Source organism: uncultured Roseobacter sp. (assembly GCF_947501835.1).
GTDB lineage: Bacteria > Pseudomonadota > Alphaproteobacteria > Rhodobacterales > Rhodobacteraceae > Roseobacter.
Window position 1 is genome coordinate 1 of record NZ_CANMXR010000010.1, and the last position, 13142, is coordinate 13142.

10 protein-coding genes and 1 tRNA gene are annotated in these 13142 nt (G+C 58.1%); 8 read left to right on the top strand and 3 right to left on the bottom strand.

Annotated features, from left to right (window positions below; genetic code table 11):
• Positions 1 to 60: 60 nt before the first annotated feature.
• Positions 61 to 1533 (top strand): hypothetical protein, encoded by a 1473-nt coding sequence (locus tag Q1A20_RS19100; RefSeq protein ID WP_299918165.1) that lies wholly within the window; start codon positions 61 to 63, stop codon positions 1531 to 1533.
• Positions 1534 to 2556: 1023 nt separating this feature from the next.
• On the opposite strand, the gene Q1A20_RS19105 is transcribed toward Q1A20_RS19100, so the two are convergent.
• Positions 2557 to 3654: a site-specific integrase gene (locus Q1A20_RS19105; RefSeq protein ID WP_299918168.1), complete on the bottom strand. Its 1098-nt coding sequence runs from the start codon at positions 3652 to 3654 to the stop codon at positions 2557 to 2559.
• A 129-nt stretch (positions 3655 to 3783) separates the two neighbouring features.
• On the opposite strand from Q1A20_RS19105, the gene dusA reads away from it, so the two are divergent.
• The 3 genes from dusA (at position 3784) to Q1A20_RS19120 (ending at position 6609) form a co-directional block, all read left to right on the top strand.
• The gene (gene dusA, locus Q1A20_RS19110) at positions 3784 to 4785 is read left to right on the top strand and encodes a tRNA dihydrouridine(20/20a) synthase DusA (RefSeq protein ID WP_299918171.1); all 1002 of its coding nucleotides are present in this window, start codon (positions 3784 to 3786) and stop codon (positions 4783 to 4785) included.
• A 118-nt stretch (positions 4786 to 4903) separates the two neighbouring features.
• Positions 4904 to 5692: a hypothetical protein gene (locus tag Q1A20_RS19115; RefSeq protein WP_299408702.1), complete on the top strand. Its 789-nt coding sequence runs from the start codon at positions 4904 to 4906 to the stop codon at positions 5690 to 5692.
• Between the two features lie 131 nt (positions 5693 to 5823).
• Positions 5824 to 6609, top strand: coding sequence for an inositol monophosphatase family protein (locus Q1A20_RS19120; protein ID WP_299408705.1), 786 nt, complete (start codon positions 5824 to 5826; stop codon positions 6607 to 6609).
• On the opposite strand, the gene Q1A20_RS19125 is transcribed toward Q1A20_RS19120, so the two are convergent.
• Together Q1A20_RS19125 and putA are read right to left on the bottom strand one after the other, a co-directional pair.
• Positions 6610 to 7380, bottom strand: a complete 771-nt coding sequence (locus Q1A20_RS19125) for a rhomboid family intramembrane serine protease (protein WP_299408707.1) — start codon at positions 7378 to 7380, stop codon at positions 6610 to 6612.
• 69 nt (positions 7381 to 7449) lie between these two features.
• Positions 7450 to 10872: a bifunctional proline dehydrogenase/L-glutamate gamma-semialdehyde dehydrogenase PutA gene (gene putA / locus Q1A20_RS19130; RefSeq protein WP_299918174.1), complete on the bottom strand. Its 3423-nt coding sequence runs from the start codon at positions 10870 to 10872 to the stop codon at positions 7450 to 7452.
• A 123-nt stretch (positions 10873 to 10995) separates the two neighbouring features.
• Between putA and Q1A20_RS19135 the strand changes: the two genes are divergently transcribed.
• From Q1A20_RS19135 to Q1A20_RS19150, 4 genes are all read left to right on the top strand, one after another.
• Positions 10996 to 11457 (top strand): Lrp/AsnC ligand binding domain-containing protein, encoded by a 462-nt coding sequence (locus Q1A20_RS19135; RefSeq protein WP_298971608.1) that lies wholly within the window; start codon positions 10996 to 10998, stop codon positions 11455 to 11457.
• Between the two features lie 31 nt (positions 11458 to 11488).
• The gene (locus Q1A20_RS19140) at positions 11489 to 12043 is read left to right on the top strand and encodes a hypothetical protein (protein WP_299918177.1); all 555 of its coding nucleotides are present in this window, start codon (positions 11489 to 11491) and stop codon (positions 12041 to 12043) included.
• 181 nt (positions 12044 to 12224) lie between these two features.
• Positions 12225 to 12310: transfer RNA gene (locus Q1A20_RS19145), tRNA-Leu, on the top strand.
• Between the two features lie 208 nt (positions 12311 to 12518).
• A complete protein-coding gene (locus tag Q1A20_RS19150) occupies positions 12519 to 13088 on the top strand; it encodes a putative glycolipid-binding domain-containing protein (RefSeq protein WP_299408715.1) in 570 nt (189 codons plus the stop codon).
• Positions 13089 to 13142: the final 54 nt, after the last annotated feature.

A 13142-nucleotide genomic window follows, 5' to 3' on the forward strand; every position in this document is an offset into this window, starting at 1 on the left:
AAGGTCTTCTTGTCAGCTATCGCACTCGCGGCACTGGTTATCTACTGGCTTTGAAACTCAATGAGTCCTGACCCTAGGTTGCTTTATTCGGATCAGTTGAGCTCAGTTGAGAAGCTGTTTCGGAACCAGCCATTTGATGATGCGATTACAAGACAGACCGTCGGGCACTTATTGCTGGGCGCGTTTAGCGAAGACTACTACGCCGCAAAGCTTAATCTCAAAGCCTTCGAAGCTGAAATAAAGGACGTCATCTCAAGAATTACTACTCTAACCAGGTTGCATGGGCGCGACGGGCATCCCTTAACACAAGAGTGGATCGACCAAGAGTATGCTCGGTTACAGCGTGATCTTGATGGTTTAAACAAACAGATCGAGACGATTGAGGCACAAGTCTTTTCCGCTCAGTTCGAGGACAGACTGTCACTTAATGACCAACAGGATACCTACGCGAGAGTTCAGTCACTTCAAGCTGAGATCGGGCAGGCCAGAGAGGAACTTGACTATCTTGAGTTGGAGGCATCGGATTCGGATGAGTTCATAGCTTCACTCACCAAGAAATTGGATGCTCTCCACGAATCGAAGATGGTTGTGGATGAGTTGAACGCTCTGAGTTTCGAGTTTTGCCCCGCTTGTTTTGCGCCCGTCGAAGGTACTACAGTTCAGGGCGCATGTTCGCTGTGCAAACAAGCGTCTGACAAGAGCCAGGTCAAAGAACGGGCACTTCGTTTGATCAACGAATATGCTCGGCAAAGACAAAGCTCATTCGACCTTCAAACTGGCCGCCGCAAGCGCATTTCCGATCTGAAGGCGAAGCTTACAAAACTCACCGAACTGTGGGAACAAGCTGGTCGTCATTACACGGTGTCACTACGCAGTCCCACAACCGAACTGCGTACAAAATTGAGATCGCTAAATAGGGAAGCCGGATATGCTCAACGAGAGCTAGAGGAGCTAGCCGGGCGCAAATCAGTCATTGCTGAATTACAAGAGGCACAACAACAACGAGATGATCTTCAAAAGAAGATCGATGGTGTGAAGGCAATAATCGAGACATCAGAAAAGCGTGATCGAAATCAGATATCGCAAGCCAGGCGCTCAATCGAATTGGAAGTGTTGGATTTCTTAAGAAGGGATTTGGAAAGGCAATCGACCTTTATGAATGCCGACTCCGTCAACTTTGACTTTGACGGCGACCGAATAAACGTCAACGGAGAGTCGTTTTTTTCCGCTAGCTCCATGGTTTACCTGCGGAACAGCTTCATCGCGTCGTTTGCCGTTGCAGCTGCCAATCAGAGTTCCTTTTCACATCCGCGTTTCCTATTGATGGATACCGTTGAAGATAAGGGAATGGAGCCGGAGCGCAGTAGAAATTTTCAGCGATTGCTACATGAAAAGTCTTCTGCAGCAGTATCTGAAAATCAAATGATCATTGCAACTTCGATGATTGCACCTGAACTGGATATTCCTGAGATTACTGTGGGGGAATTTTACACTCACGAGAACCGTACTTTGCGAATTTCTAGCGTGGAGTGACAAATTTTGCCCGATGAAGCTCCAGAGACGAAGTCAAGTTGGCAGCCTGAGGCTTGGCGCTTTCGGACACTAAATTGGCATCTGTTGCGGGGATTTGGACAGAGCATACCTGCGGCAATCACGATGAGTACACCATTCATCGGATATATGATCTTGTACCATTCACAAATCGAGGATTACCTCGGAGGTCTGGGCGGCCTACTTGAACAGCAGTCTGAGATTGGGCAATGCTTGCCATGGATTGAATTTTCAATGCGTCTGAACCTAATCTACTTGGGCCTCTTGCTTCTTGGCGTCGGCACAATCGTATATAAAATATTCGCCCCCGGCATCGTGAAAAGTGCGCTCGATATTAATGACTATGTGGTTGAAACAATCGACAACGTTTCAGCTCGAAACCTACGATCGATGTTCGCGACGATACGTTCAAGAAGACCGCAAATCGCATCGACCTTTCTCCAACGCGCACCTTGGCTAGAACGGGGCAAGAGTCTCAAAACTGCCTCAGACGCGCTCAAAAAGGACGATGATAATCAGATTAAGATCGACGTTCTAAGAAGCTTTTACACTGTTCAGGACAGGTATACTTCGCGGAGCGCTGTTTATTCCGTGTTGGCTCTGTACTCTATTGGCTTTTCGCTTTTGGCTGTTCCTGGCCTAGCGTTCACAGCCAGGGTGATGTGCGTAGTGTCAGCAGATCTGGGACTTGTATCACCATAAGCTCTGGCTCTTAAGCCCAACGGCCGCTTTGTCAGGTTGGCGGATCTGTAAATTTCATATGCAGCGAATGTCGGCAAACCGCCCTCTTTGCTGGGTCCGGGTGTCGTAAGGCGCTAGGGACAAACCTTATGGTCGCCACGGCGAATAGCAGAAATGGTAGCGAAACCTGATACTAGATGTTGAGCAACAACAAGGCTGTTATGTGGCAGTGCTGGATCGAATGGGATCATCAAGCCGCTGTTTGGAACAGGTCTTGCTGACACCGTTGGTTGCGCCCTCCCGATTTGAACCTTGCGATAGGAATCAGCGAGCCTCGGCCAGAAACCTCATGTGTTCTTCTTGCGTGAGCTGCGGTTCCGACTGAAGCTGATGTAGGCTTTCTGGCTTGAGATGCGTGTAACGTCTTAGCATCTTCCAGTCCTTATGACCGGTGACGAGCGCGACCCTCTCAATTGTCAGACCCGCCTCGAACAAACGGCTGGTCGCTTCGTGCCGAAGGTCATGAAAGCGCAGATCTTCAATGCCAGCTGCTTGCCTTGCACGACGAAACGCAGTTCCTGCGGACTTATGATGATACGGGAAGACACGGCCTTTACCTCCCGTCAAAATCTTTTGTTCGAGCAGCAAGTGCCAGGCGTCATAGCCTGTCAGGTTGAGTAGGGGGACTTTCTGGTCGTTTCCATCTTTGGCCCGGGGATCCTTCCGATCCTTGACGACCACGATGCGCTTGGTGAAGTCGACGTCATCCCAGCTAATCTTGAAAATTTCCTCTAGACGCATCGCTGTGGCAATCGCAAATCGAATGACACGGCCCATTGGGATGATCATGTTGGTTTTTGTGTCGAAATACTTGAGCAATGCATCGATTTCATCGGGGCTTGGCCGCCTGTCGCGTTCCCTTGAGCGGCCAACTAAGCCAAGTCGTGACAGCGCTTTGCGTGCAAGCCGCAGGCACTCGGTATCCAGACTGACACCGTGGACTGCGGCTCCATGGGTCATCACAGTATGCAAGTAGGACAGATCAACCGACAGGGTGACCGGACCCGCCCCTTGTTTTGCGCGCATTTTTCCGTAGGTGATCAAAGAAGAACGATCGAGGGCATTTATCCGCTTCGCGCCTAGATCGCGCTTCAACGCCTCCAGTACGGCCCGTTTCGACCGGCGGATCGGTTTGCCCACCTCTTGGAGATCGGTAATGTGCACATCAATCAGATCGGCGACAGTGCGCGCTTTTCTTGCCTTGCGGGACGTTGGCTCACCGCCCAGGTCAATCAGCCGTTCGGTTTCGGTCACCCATTCAGAGGCCAGCGTCTTCAATCGGAAGGTTCCTGACGCATATTTTCCTTTGCGTCGCACTTGCGCACGCCACGTGCCTTGCTTGGTACGAATGATCGTTGCCATCGCCGTGCACTCCTTTCCATCCGTGCAATTTCCGTGCACTAAGAGATCAAACAGGGTACAAAACCGTGCAATTCAGTCCAAAATAGTGCACGCTGTTCCCGATATGATCTCATTGAAGAGTAACATAAATTGTTGAAAAATAAAGGAAAAATACTGTCTGTCGCCCCGATGATGGATTGGACCGACAGGCACTGCCGATTTCTGCATCGGCGCCTGAGTAAGCATACGTTGCTTTACACCGAAATGGTGACGTCTGCGGCGCTTGTGCGTGGCAAGGCGCTGCATCTGCTCGCGTATTCGCCTGAGGAGCACCCGGTAGCATTGCAGCTTGGCGGTTCTGATCCCGCCGAACTGGCGCAGGCGGCAAAGCTTGGGGAATACGCGGGATACTGCGAGATCAACCTTAATGTGGGGTGCCCCTCGGACCGGGTGCAATCGGGGTGCTTTGGGGCGGTGCTGATGGAACAACCCACGCTTGTGGCGGAGTGTGTCTCTGCAATGCAGGCCGCCGTATCGGTGCCTGTGACCGTAAAGTGCCGCATCGGGGTGGACGAACAGGACCCGGAGGAGGTGCTGCCCGAATTTCTTGCACGTATCGTCGGGGCAGGGTGCGAGCGCGTCGCAATCCATGCACGCAAAGCCTGGTTGCAAGGTCTGAGCCCGAAGGAAAATCGGGATATTCCGCCGCTGGATTACGATCTGGTGATGCGGATGAAGGGGCTCTTTCCCAACCTTGAGATTTCCATCAATGGCGGCATCACTTCGCTGGCACAGGCGCAAGAGTTTCTCGATGCGGGTCTCGATGGGGTGATGATCGGTCGCGCGGCCTACCATGATCCGGCCGCGATTCTCTGTGACGCCGACCCGGTGATCTTTGGCACCGGCACGCGGGTCGAGCCGGAGGAAGCCGTGCACGAGATGTTGCCCTACATCGACGCGCATCTGACGGAGGGCGGGAAGCTGGGGCAGATCACGCGGCATATGCTGGGTCTCTTCACGGGGCGTCCCGGCGCGCGAGCGTGGCGCCGCATCTTGTCCGAGGGCGCGCATCAGCCGAGCGCAGGGCCAGAGCTTGTGCTGCAGGCGTTGGCGCAAATCCAACCGTCTTCCGGATTGCGGAACGCGGGGTGAAAAGACGCTGGGACCGGAGGGCAGAGCTTGGCTGCGAGCTTGCGGTAGTGACGGGTGATCGGCACAGCTTTGGTCACTCATTGATGAACCTGCCTGATTTGAGTCTGAGAGAAGCGCGATGACGGGCGATTTCTTTGATAAGGGATGGGTTTCTTTTGCGCCTGACCCCGCTGTTGAGGCATGGGCCGCGCACGCCCTTGATCACGCGAAACGCGCCGTTCAAGCACCTGAAAACGCACATTTACATGAATGTGAGGGGACATGGTTCGTTGGGCTGGATGCGCTGCCAAATGATGCCAGAGGGCAGCTTGAGGGAGGCCCTTCCCTTGTCGGCGCAGCAGTCGCCTTCGCAACGCAGCACTGCGGTGGATGGCCCGATCTGCACCCGGCACAACTGTCGGTTATCTATCCGGGCTATCCCAAACCGCGCGCCGGGGAGAGCGAGGCCGGGTTTCGCTATCGCCGCGACCGCGATGCCGCGCATGTGGACGGGATCATCGGGCTGGGAACGCCAAAGCGGCGCTTCGTGCAGGAGCCGCATGCCTTCGTTTTGGGCATTCCACTGACCGATGCCGCAGCAGATGCCGCACCGCTGGTTGTCTGGGAAGGCAGCCATCACATCATGCGTGCGGCCCTGCAGGCGGCATTTGCCGATGTCGCCAGCGGGGCGCTTTCCCAGGTCGATGTCACAGATATTTACCAAAAAGCAAGACGTGAGGCGTTTGAAACCTGCGGGCGCATCGCGGTCCCGGCACCGCTGGGATCGGTGTCGCTGATGCACCGGCTGACGCTGCATGGCGTGGCGCCCTGGGCGCCCGGCGCGAGGGCGGCGCCTGAGGGCCGGATGATCGCCTATTTCCGCCCCGAAATGGCAGGCGGTGTCGCCGCATGGCTGTCGGCCCCCTGAGCCGCCGACAGCATTTGCATCAAGCGCATCGCAGCCATGTCCGGCCCGGGTAGGCTTTGCGCGAAACGGCCCTTGGCATTGCCCGGCACAGCACTTATACGCGCAGCCTGATCCCCTATCGGAGCCGAAAAATGGTTGGCAGCGCAAATCTCAACATCATGATCAAAGCCGCCCGCCGGGCTGGGCGTTCGCTGGTCAAGGACTTCCGCGAGGTTGAAAACCTGCAGGTCTCCATGAAGGGCGCAGGCGATTTTGTGAGCCGGGCGGATATCAACGCCGAAAAGATCATCAAGGAAGACCTGATGGCCGCGCGTCCCACCTATGGCTGGCTGGGCGAAGAGGGCGGTGCCGAAGACGGGCAGGACCCCACGCGCCGCTGGATCGTGGACCCGCTGGATGGCACCACGAACTTCCTGCACGGGCTGCCGCATTGGGCGGTTTCCATCGCGCTGGAACATAAGGGGCAGATCGTTGCAGGCGTGATCTTTGACCCGGCCAAGGATGAGATGTTCTTCGCCGAAAAAGGCACGGGTGCCTGGATGAATGAAAGCCGGTTGCGCGTATCGGGTCGCACCAAGATGATCGAGAGCCTGTTTTCCACCGGGCTGCCCTTTGCCGGGCGGTCCGATTTGCCCGATACGCTGAAGGAAATGGCGCGCGTGGCTCCCGTGTGCTCCGGCATTCGCCGCTGGGGGGCTGCAGCGCTGGACGTCGCTTATGTCGCCGCAGGGCGCTACGATGGGTTTTGGGAGCGCCGTCTGAACGCCTGGGATCTGGCGGCGGGCCTGATCATCGTGCGCGAGGCAGGCGGATTGGCTGAGCCAATTGATCCCGCGGGCAATATTGTCGAAGATGGCACGCTCATCTGTGCCAATGAGGCGCTGTTTTCGCCGCTGGCCAAGCTGGTGCGCGGCTGATCAGCTCCACGGTCCGCGTCGGCGCTGCTGCCGCCGTGGAACTTTCGGAACGCTGCTTTTCACCAATGTGTAGTGGGCTTCGGGGTGGGGCGGATGTCCTTCCGTGCGTTCCCAGAAAGAGGGCCCGCCGCGTCGTAGCCATGCGGGGATCGTCAGGATAACCCCGGCGATAAATCCACCTGCATGTGCCCAGTAGGCGACACCGCCCGCGTCCGGGTCCGACCCCACGCCGCCGACAAATTGCAGGGCAAACCAGACAGCCAGCATGATCCAGGCCGGTATCGGGAAAATCCGAAAGAAGATGATAAAGATGATCAGGATATCGACCTTGGCCTTTGGAAAAAGCAGCAGATAGGCGCCCATGACACCGGCAATCGCGCCGGAGGCCCCGACTGTCGGGACTGTGGAAAAGGGCGCTGACAGGTATTGCACCCAGCCCGCCGCGGCACCGGCGACCAGATAGAACAGCAAATAACCGATATGGCCCATCTCATCCTCGACATTGTCGCCAAAGATGAACAGAAACAGCATATTGCCGATCAGGTGCATCCACCCGCCGTGCAAAAACATCGATGAGATCAAGGTATAGCCGCCCTGTCCCTGATCCAGTCGCGCCGGGACAAGCGCCCAGTCCGCCCAGAACCCGCTGATCAATCGGGCGTCCTGCATAATGCCCACATAGCTGAGAAAAATACCGACATTGGCCGCCATCAGGATGTAGGTGACATAGGGCGTACGGCCGGACGGGTTATGATCGCGGATCGGAAACACCGGACCACGCTGGGCGATTGGATAGGCGGCGTCAAGGGACCCCGGCGCATTCCCACCGGGGTTTCAACGTCAGGTAGCGGCGCCCAGCAAAGCAGCGTTCCCGCCCGACGCGGTGGTGTCCACGCAGACATGGCGTTCGGCCCGGACCCGCGCCGTATCCGGCAGCCCCGGGATCAGCGGGATGATCGGACCGACGCGTTTTGCCAACGCCTGTTCGATCGCGCGACCGGTGTCTTTGTCGCCCCACCACAGCACACCACCATAGGCGGGGCCCGTCGTCAGGGCGGCAGGGTCGATGGCACCGGTTGCCAGCACCGCGATGCCGCCTAGCGCTGCGACCGCGCGGGCCTGTGCCGCGGCGCTTTCCGGACCGGGGCCCATGCACAACAACGCGGCACGGGGCAGGGTGCTGAGACGATTGGATTCGCCCGTCGGCCCTGGCAGGCTTTGCGCCGCAAGCGGGGCGGGCAGCGCTTGCCGCAGCGCCGGAAGGGCCGCCATCGCGACGTCCCATGTGCCTTCCCGATCCTCCCGGTCGGGTTCAGAGAACCGCGGCAGGTAGTTTGGCCCGCCCGCCTTGGGACCGGTGCCTGACAGGCCTTCGCCGCCAAAAGGCTGGCTGCCAACGATGGCGCCGATCTGGTTGCGGTTGATATAGATGTTCCCGGCCTCGATACGCTCCGAGATGTGCTGCACGCGATCATCAATGCGGGTGTGCAGCCCAAAGGTCAGCCCGTATCCGGTGGCGTTTATGGTGTCGATCACGGCGTCCAGCTCGTGGGATTTGAAGGTGGCCATATGCAGGACGGGCCCGAAAACCTCGCGCTCCAGATCTGCGATGCTGTTCACCCTGATCAGGGTCGGGGCAATGAATGTCCCCGTTTCCGGCACGCCCAGCTCCGCCATGACGCGGCCCTCGGTGCGGGCTGCGGCAATGTGATTGGCGATGCCCTTTCGCGCGGCCTCATCGATCACCGGCCCCACATCGGTGGACAGATGCCAGGGCGCGCCAAGGCGCAAGGCATCCATCGCGCCGGTCAGCATCCTGGTGAAATCCTCTGCAATGTCTTCCTGAATGTAGAGGCATCGCAAGGCCGAGCACCGCTGACCCGCCGACTGAAAGGCGCTTTCGATGACCGATTGCACCGCTTGTTCCGGCAGGGCGGTGCTGTCCACGATCATGGCGTTCAGTCCGCCGGTCTCCGCAATCAGCGGCGTGCCCGGCGCGCAGTTTTCCGCCATCGCGGCGCGGATGCGCAGGGCGGTGGCGGTCGAGCCGGTAAACGCCACGCCGCCGACGCGGGCATCTGAGGTGACCATGGCCCCGATATCTCCGCCACCGGGCAGCAATTGCAGGGCGGCGCGGGGGACACCGGCCTCGTGCAGGATCGACACCGCCAGATGGGCGGCCAATGGTGTTTGTTCCGCCGGTTTTGCCAAGACCGCGTTGCCCGCGGCGAGGGCGGCAGTGACCTGGCCGCAGAAGATCGCAAAGGGAAAGTTCCACGGCGAAATGCAGGTGAAGATCCCCGCAGGCGGCGCGTTTGTGGCCTGTGCCGCGTAGTAACGCAGAAAATCCACCCCCTCGCGCAGCTCAGCCACACAGTCAGGCAGCCCTTTGCCAGCCTCGCGGGCCAGCAGCGCAAAGATTTCGCCGTAGCGGTCCTCCATGAGGCTTGCCGCCCGCAGTAGGACGGCGCGCCGCTCCGCAAGCGGCACATCCCAGGGGGCTGCGTGATCGAAAGCTGTGGCCACATCGGCTGCTGTGGCGTTTTGTACGCTGCCGGGGGTATCCCCCGGATCTGCCGGATTGGTGACCTCGGTGGTCACACCACCCGGATCGACCGGCGCCGCCAGCAGGGGGGCTGCCAGCCATCGATGCCCGGCGAAGGCCCCGCGCGCAGCCTCGATGGCATCGAGCGTCTGGGTATGGGCCAGGTCAAATCCCTTTGCGTTCGCCCGCACGGGCAGGAACAGCGCCGGGCCTTTCGGGATGTCAGATGCCCGCGCGCTCAGACCCTCAAAGGGGTCCGCCGCGACCACTTCCGGCGGCACGTTTTCGTCCACGATCTGGTTCACGAAGCTGGAGTTTGCGCCGTTTTCCAGCAAGCGACGCACCAGATAGGCCAAGAGGTCCTTATGCGCGCCCACCGGGGCGTAGATCCTGCAGCGGGTCTTGTTCTGCGCCATGACCAGCTTGTGCAGCGTCTCCCCCATGCCGTGCAGGCGCTGAAACTCATAGACCTCCGGGTCGTCGGCCATATGCAAGATGGCAGCAACGGTATGAGCGTTATGGGTGGCGAATTGCGGATAAATCCGGTCGGTCATGCCCAGCAGCGTCCTGGCGTTGCAAATGTAGGACACATCGGTGGCGGCCTTTTGGGTAAAGACCGGAAAGCCGTCGATCCCCTCGACCTGTGCGCGTTTAATCTCGGTATCCCAATAGGCGCCTTTGACCAGCCGCACCATGATCTTGCGGTCATGGCGTTCGGCCATGTCATAAAGCGCCTGGATCACGGTCCCGGCGCGCGGACCGTAAGCCTGCACGACAATGCCGAACCCGTCCCAACCGGCCAGCGCGGGCTCGCTCATCACACGGTCAATCACCTCCAGCGACAGGGCCAGCCGGTCGGCCTCTTCGGCATCCAAGTTCAGACCCATGCCCACAGATTTCGCCAGCAGGGCCAGGGCGCGCAACCGGGGCACCAGATCGGTCATCACCGCCTCCTCCTGCGCCACTTCATACCGGGGATGCAGCGCGGAGAGCTTGACGGAAATGCCCGGATTGCGGCGGATGTCCGGCGCGGTGCAGGTGGTTGCAATCGAGGAGATCGCCTGCGAATAGCTCAGATGGTAGCGTTTGGCATCCGCCTCCGTGCGTGCGGCCTCGCCCAGCATGTCATAGGAGTAGGTAAATCCGATTTTCTCCATGTTTGCCGCGCGTTCCATGGCAGAGTTGATGTTTTCTCCCAACACGAATTGCCGGCCCATTTCCTTCATCGCCCGGCTGACGGCGGTGCGGATTACCGGCTCGCCCAATCGTTTGATTGCCGCCCGCAGATGTCGCACCGGGCCGGGTTGTTCGTCGTCCAGCACACGGCCCGTCAGCATCAGTGCCCAAGTGGAGGCATTCACAAGGCTCGACGTGGAATGGCCCAGATGGCGCCCCCAATCCGACGGCGCGATCTTGTCCTCGATCAGCGCATCGATGGTGTCCGCATCCGGCACCCGCAACAGCGCTTCGGCCAGACACATCAGGGCCACGCCCTCATCGGTGGACAAGCCGTATTCTGCCAGGAACACCTCCATCAGACCGGGTGCGGTTGTGCCGCGAATATCCCGGACCAGCTGTGCCGCAGATGCGCTGATGGCTTGCCGGGTTTCCGGAGCCAATTGCGCGGTTTCGACGAGTTCCGACAGAACGGTGTTTGGATCGGCATAGGTGCCCGCGTCGATTTGATGGCGCAGGGAGAGAGGGGTGTCACGGGCCATTTGATATCTCCGGTGAAGGTTTTTCCTAGTATACAGCTAAAACAGAAGCCATAATCACCAAAGGTGACGGAATTGGAGGTCGATGTGGTTAAATTACTGGAAGAAAGAGAGCAAAGTGATCAGATGAACCTTGACCGGTTTGATCGCGCGATTCTATCCGTTCTGGCAGAAGACGGCAGGATCAGCATCACCGATCTGGCCAAGCGGATCGGGCTGTCAAAATCGCCCACTCAGGCCCGTTTGCGCAGATTGGAACAGACCGGCGTGATCATCGGATACCGTGCCTTGCTGGATCCCATCCAGTTGGGGCTGGACCACGTGGCCTTTGTCGAGGTACGCCTGAGCGACACCCGGGAGAACGCGCTGAGGGCCTTCAACGCGGCGGTCGCAAAGGTGCCGGAGATTGAGCAAGCCCATATGATTGCAGGGAATTTTGACTATCTGCTCAAGGTGCGCACCAGCGACATGTCACGGTATCGGCAGTTTCTGGGCGAGACGATTTCCATGCTGCCGCATGTGGCGGGCACCTCGACATATGTGGCGATGGAAGCGGTCAAGGAGACGATGCTGGCGGACAGCCCTTGACCTGAGGCGATCCCATGTCACTTTTTCTGCTATGAAACAGATTGCCTTTATCCTGTCGGTCTGTGCGGGCCCGGTCTTTGCCACCTGTCCTGCGCCGGTGGATTATTCCTCTGAATTGGAAGCGCTCTTTGCGGAGGCCCGCGCCGCGCCGAACGACATGGCAGGCCAGGAGGTTTCCAACGAGATGTGGCAGGTCTGGCTGCGCGCGCCCGATGAGGCCGCGCAGGAAGTACTCGACAAGGGCATGCGGCATCGGCAGATTTTCGATTTTGCGGGCGCTCTGGAGGCATTTTCGCGCCTTGTCGACTATTGCCCCGACTATGCAGAAGGCTTCAATCAACGGGCCTACATCCATTTTCTGCGCGAAGACTACAGCAATGCCCTGATCGATCTGGATAAAGCGCTGGTTTTGTCACCCTCTCACGTTGCCGCCCAATCGGGACGCGCCCTGACATTGATGAACCTCGGACGGACCGAGGAAGCACGTGCGCAGCTCCTGTTGGCCTTGGAAAACAACCCCTGGCTGTCGGAGCGGTTTTTGCTGTTGGAGGGCGGACCCCTGGCGCCTTCGGGAAAAGACATCTGACCCGTTTACACGCCGTTTGTCTTCGCTATGGTGCGCCTCGACCTTGAGACTCGTCTTTGTCTGAGCAGGGATGATTTGGGAGCAACTCCGTTCCCTGCATCGCGTGATCAAGCGGGGACGAAAGAGGAAAACCCAAGCAGGAAACCTGCGCGGGGTCTTGAGGTCAAAGGCGGCGCCAGATGCGGGCGTGATGGAATGGTAGACATATCAGACTTAAAATCTGAAGGGCGTATGCCCGTGTGGGTTCGAGTCCCACCGCCCGCACCAAAAATATTTTAAAACAACGGGTTGGATGTTTTTTATGAACTTTATTCCAACTATGATCTATATTTGAACAGGGTCTATCCGGTTTTGTTTATTGCGATGCATTGGCGGCCATTTCTCGGACCCTGACAACTTTCAGAATACCTCGCTTTACCGTCCTTCGTCCGCCTCATAGTGTTGCCATACTGTTTACCATGGAAGGGATCAAAAGATGGCGGTTGCTCGATGGCAGGACTGGGAAGGCCACGGCCTTGAGCATTGTGTTTGTCTTGAGCAAGTTGATCGTGTGACGATCGAAGGAGTTGTCGCTGGAACGCGTCAGGGGCTATACGGTGGGCGCTATTTTGTTCGCGCCGATGCCGACTTCAGAACACGCGAAGTCCGCGTCGAGTATATCAATGGCGCTTGTTTGCACGTTGAGGCTGACGGTGCTGGAAATTGGAGCGACGTAATCGGAAAGAGGCCTCTTCCAGACTTGAAGGGCTGTATTGATGTCGATATCGGCATCACTCCGGCCACGAATACGCTACCGATTAAGCGACTGAAGCTACAGGAGAAGCAGAGTGTCGAGATAACGGCAGCCTATGTGCCCCTTCCTGATCAGATAGACGGTGATTTTCTGCCACGGCGCGCGGAGCAACGGTACACCTGCCTGACACGAAACCGTATCTACCGATACGAGGGGTTGTTTCGGGCGTTTACCGCCGATCTCGAAATTGATGAATTTGGTCTCGTGTTGGATTATCCCGACACTTTCCGCAGGGTCTCTGTCCCCGGATAGAGGGGCGGTCACTTACGCGATGGCGATGTCAGATCGCACCATCTGCACCTGTAC

Coding starts and splice junctions, on each gene's coding strand:
- Q1A20_RS19100 (WP_299918165.1), top strand. CDS start 61: ATGAGTCCTGACCCTAGGTTGCTTTATTCGGATCAGTTGAGCTCAGTT.
- Q1A20_RS19105 (WP_299918168.1), bottom strand. CDS start 3,654: ATGGCAACGATCATTCGTACCAAGCAAGGCACGTGGCGTGCGCAAGTG.
- Q1A20_RS19115 (WP_299408702.1), top strand. CDS start 4,904: ATGACGGGCGATTTCTTTGATAAGGGATGGGTTTCTTTTGCGCCTGAC.
- Q1A20_RS19120 (WP_299408705.1), top strand. CDS start 5,824: ATGGTTGGCAGCGCAAATCTCAACATCATGATCAAAGCCGCCCGCCGG.
- putA (WP_299918174.1), bottom strand. CDS start 10,872: ATGGCCCGTGACACCCCTCTCTCCCTGCGCCATCAAATCGACGCGGGC.
- Q1A20_RS19135 (WP_298971608.1), top strand. CDS start 10,996: ATGAACCTTGACCGGTTTGATCGCGCGATTCTATCCGTTCTGGCAGAA.
- Q1A20_RS19140 (WP_299918177.1), top strand. CDS start 11,489: ATGAAACAGATTGCCTTTATCCTGTCGGTCTGTGCGGGCCCGGTCTTT.
- Q1A20_RS19150 (WP_299408715.1), top strand. CDS start 12,519: ATGGCGGTTGCTCGATGGCAGGACTGGGAAGGCCACGGCCTTGAGCAT.